Here is a 3517-nt window from a genome sequence, read left to right as displayed (position 1 = left end):
GCTGAACAAGATACTGAATTATGTCGGGAAACTCTTTCGGAAAACTGTTTACGGTTACCTCATTCGGCGAGAGCCACGGGCCTGCGCTGGGGTGCATCATTGATGGCTGCCCTCCGGGACTTGAGCTTTCGGAAGCGGACATGCAGCGGGACCTGGATCGCCGAAAGCCAGGAACATCCCGGCACACAACCCAGCGTCGTGAAGCCGACGAGGTGAGAATTCTGTCAGGCGTTTTCGAGGGTAAGACCACCGGAACGCCGATTGGCCTGCTGATTGAAAACACCGATCAGCGGTCCAAGGATTACTCAAAGATCTCCGAGCAGTTTCGGCCGGCTCACGCTGATTACACCTACATGCACAAGTATGGTGTTCGCGACTATCGCGGCGGTGGTCGTTCGTCTGCCCGTGAGACCGCTATGCGGGTTGCTGCGGGTGCTGTTGCGAGAAAATTCCTTGAGCAGCGCCTGGGTATCCGGATTCGCGGCTATCTGTCGCAGCTGGGGCCCATCAAGGCCGAGAAACTGGATTGGGATCAGGTTCACCAGAACCCGTTCTTCTGCCCGGATGCGGACAAGGTTCCCGAGATGGAAGCTTATATGGATGCCCTGCGCAAGGAGGGGGATTCCATCGGTGCCCGGATCAACGTGGTTGCCGAAGGCGTGCCACCGGGTCTCGGCGAGCCGATCTTTGACCGCCTGGATGCGGACCTTGCCCATGCACTGATGAGCATCAATGCGGTGAAGGGCGTCGAGATTGGCGCCGGTTTTGACTGCATCGACCAGAAGGGCACCGAGCATCGTGACGAGATGACGCCGGAAGGGTTCCTTTCGAATAATGCCGGTGGTGTGCTTGGAGGTATTTCCTCAGGGCAACCGATCGTGGCCAGTATCGCATTGAAGCCCACGTCGAGTTTGCGTTTGTCGGGCCGGAGCATTGATGTGAACGGCGATCCCTGTGAGGTGATTACCACCGGCCGTCACGATCCATGTGTCGGCATCCGGGCGACACCTATTGCTGAGGCGATGATGGCCATTGTGTTGATGGACCATTACCTGCGGCATCGCGGGCAGAATGCGGATGTTTCTGTTTCTACGCCGGTGATTGGGCAGCTCTGATTTTGTTTGTCAGGCTTGGTGAAGCTGCTTTGGCGGCACTCACTGCCCAAAAAACGCCCGTGAATACTTCCCTGTAGGGCTTGGTCGCGCCATCCTTGGCGCTCCACATTTTTGGGCAGTGAGTGCCGCCAAAACAGCCGGACTTGCGGGGTATTTCTATCTACTGGCGCCTCTCTAACCTCTATTTCTGGTTCTTCGCCCTCCTTGGCGGGCTCTTGCCGTATTGGTCCCTCTACCTTGCGGGCCAGGGCTTTTCCTACCTCCAGATCGCCACCCTCATGGCGACGATCCAGCTCACCAAAATCATTGCGCCCAGCGTCTGGGGTTGGCTCGGCGACAAGACCGGCCAACGGGTTCGTCTGGTCCGGTTCGGCGCCATCATCGGCTCGCTGTTCTTCGCCGGTGTGTTCATGGAACCGGGGTTCTATGGCCTGCTGCTGGTCATGCTGGCGTTCACGTTTTTCTGGAATGCGATCTTGCCGCTGTATGAGGTGATCACGCTTCGAACCCTGGGCGAGCAGAAAGAGAAATACGGGCGGGTTCGGCTCTGGGGCTCGGTGGGGTTCATCGGAGCGGTTGCGCTGGTTGGCGGTTTGCTGGAACTGGTGCCGATTCAGAATCTCCCGTGGTTGTTGCTTCCGGTGTTTGCGGGCATTGCCGTATCCGCATTTTTGGTGCCTGCGGAGCGAGGTGAGCGAAAGCCGCCGGCTCCGAAAGGCAGTTTAAAGGCCATCGTCACGCACCCGGCAGTGGTGACGTTTTTTCTGATGAATTTCCTGCTGCAGGTTTCGCACGGAGCTTATTACACGTTCTTCAGTATCCATCTGGAGCAGCACGGCTACGGCAAGCTGTCGATTGGTTTGCTGTGGTCGCTGGGTGTTTTTGCGGAGATCGCACTGTTTCTGGTGATGCACCGTTTAACGCGCAATTTCACGGTTCGTCAGATTGCGATCGGCGCGCTTACGCTCACCATGATTCGATGGGTACTGATCGCAGAGCTGACGGATGTTGTCCTCGTGCTGCTGTTCGCCCAGCTGCTTCATGCAGCATCTTACGGTGCGCTGCATGCAATCTCTGTCCAGTACATCCAGGGCTTTTTTGGCAAACACCATCATGGGCAGGGCCAGGCCCTCTACAGCGGCCTCACCTTCGGTGCTGGCGGTGCGCTTGGGGCCTGGTTGTCGGGCTTCCTGGTGGATGGGTTCAGTACCTCGGCGGCTTTCTGGGGTGGTGCTGCCGCCATGGCAGTCGCAATCGTGATCACCTGGCGAGGCCTTCGGCCGCCGCCAGCCCATGGCGAGGGGTAAAGCTCAGGCGCTTTCTTCTTCCTGCACGATGGTGAGTAACGCATTGGCGGCGTTGCTGAGCTGCCGCCCGGATAACCCGATCCCCCCGAGGACACGAGAAACCGGCTTGCCCACATCCAGTACCCTAAGGCTGTCGTCAATCATGCGCAGGGGCAGCACACTCCAGCCCAGGCCCACACTGGTCATCATCTTGATGGTTTCCAGGTAGTTGGTTGGCATTTGCGGGTTCAGGTGCAGATTCGCCTCCAGAAACAACCGGCTCACAACCCGATAGGTTGCGGTGCTGGTGTCGGGCAATAGTGCCGGGTGGTCTGCTAGGTCCGTAAGCCTCGGATTTTCGAGTGACGCCAGGGGGTGCTCGGCGCCGGCCACAAACACCATCTGGTCCGGCCATTGGGCAAACACATGAAAGCTCGGTTCCATGCTGTCACTCAGCGTCACGAATGCCAGCTCTGCATTCCGTTTCCGCATTTGCTCGTAGGCGGCATCGGACTCCATGAATTGCAGGTTGATGGACACCTGAGGGTATTCCCGTTTGAACCGTCGCAGCCAATTCGGCAAATGATGCAGACCGATGTGATGGCTGGCGATAATTTGCAGCTCGCCCTCGACTTGCCCAGAGTCCGGCGACAAGGCCACCCGGGCGTTGTGAATTTCATCGAGGATCCGACGCGCATGGGGAAGCAAACGACTGCCGGCATCAGTCAGACGAATCTGGCGGTGGCTACGATCGATCAGGCTGGTGCCAAGCTGGTTTTCCAGGGCAGCCAAACGTTTCGATATGGCCGGCTGTGTCAGGTGCAGGATTTCCGCGGCTTCTGAGAAGGAGCCCTGATCGACAATGGTCAGAAAAGCTTTTAATGCGTTTGAATCCATGCTTTCGTTCCTGATTTTCAATTTGGGCGAAGGTCCCGAGTTGGAACAGCGTTTTCAAAACACGCCAACAAGCACGTCCATGTGGGCTCGAATCGGGCCATCCCTGGCCCTCTACGGTTTTGAAAACGCTGTTCCAACTCGCTCCCCGAAGTCTGTTGAAAATCGCAGAGTCTGGGGAGCATGTAGGAGGCTGACTCCCAAAACCGTGGAGCGCCAGGG

General features: G+C 57.8%; 3 protein-coding genes. 2 read left to right on the top strand and 1 reads right to left on the bottom strand.

Annotation, left to right across the window (positions count from 1 at the left end; translation table 11 throughout):
• Window positions 1-20 precede the first annotated feature (20 nt).
• Together aroC and B2W52_RS11440 are read left to right on the top strand one after the other, a co-directional pair.
• Entirely contained in the window at window positions 21-1115 is a 1095-nt protein-coding gene (gene aroC / locus B2W52_RS11445) for a chorismate synthase (protein ID WP_108018658.1), read from the top strand.
• A 122-nt stretch (window positions 1116-1237) separates the two neighbouring features.
• Window positions 1238-2422, top strand: coding sequence for an MFS transporter (locus tag B2W52_RS11440; RefSeq protein ID WP_241956251.1), 1185 nt, complete (start codon window positions 1238-1240; stop codon window positions 2420-2422).
• Between the two features lie 3 nt (window positions 2423-2425).
• Here the strand turns inward: B2W52_RS11440 and B2W52_RS11435 are convergent, their stop codons facing one another.
• On the bottom strand, window positions 2426-3298 hold the full coding sequence (locus B2W52_RS11435) for a LysR family transcriptional regulator (RefSeq protein ID WP_273069871.1): 873 nt from the start codon (window positions 3296-3298) through the stop codon (window positions 2426-2428).
• Between the last annotated feature and the right edge of the window lie 219 nt (window positions 3299-3517).

Source organism: Marinobacter sp. UBA2498 (assembly GCF_002341575.1).
Classification (GTDB): Bacteria; Pseudomonadota; Gammaproteobacteria; order Pseudomonadales; family Oleiphilaceae; genus Marinobacter; species Marinobacter manganoxydans.
Note: the sequence above shows the minus strand (reverse complement) of the source record. Positions and strands in the feature narration are given on the sequence as shown.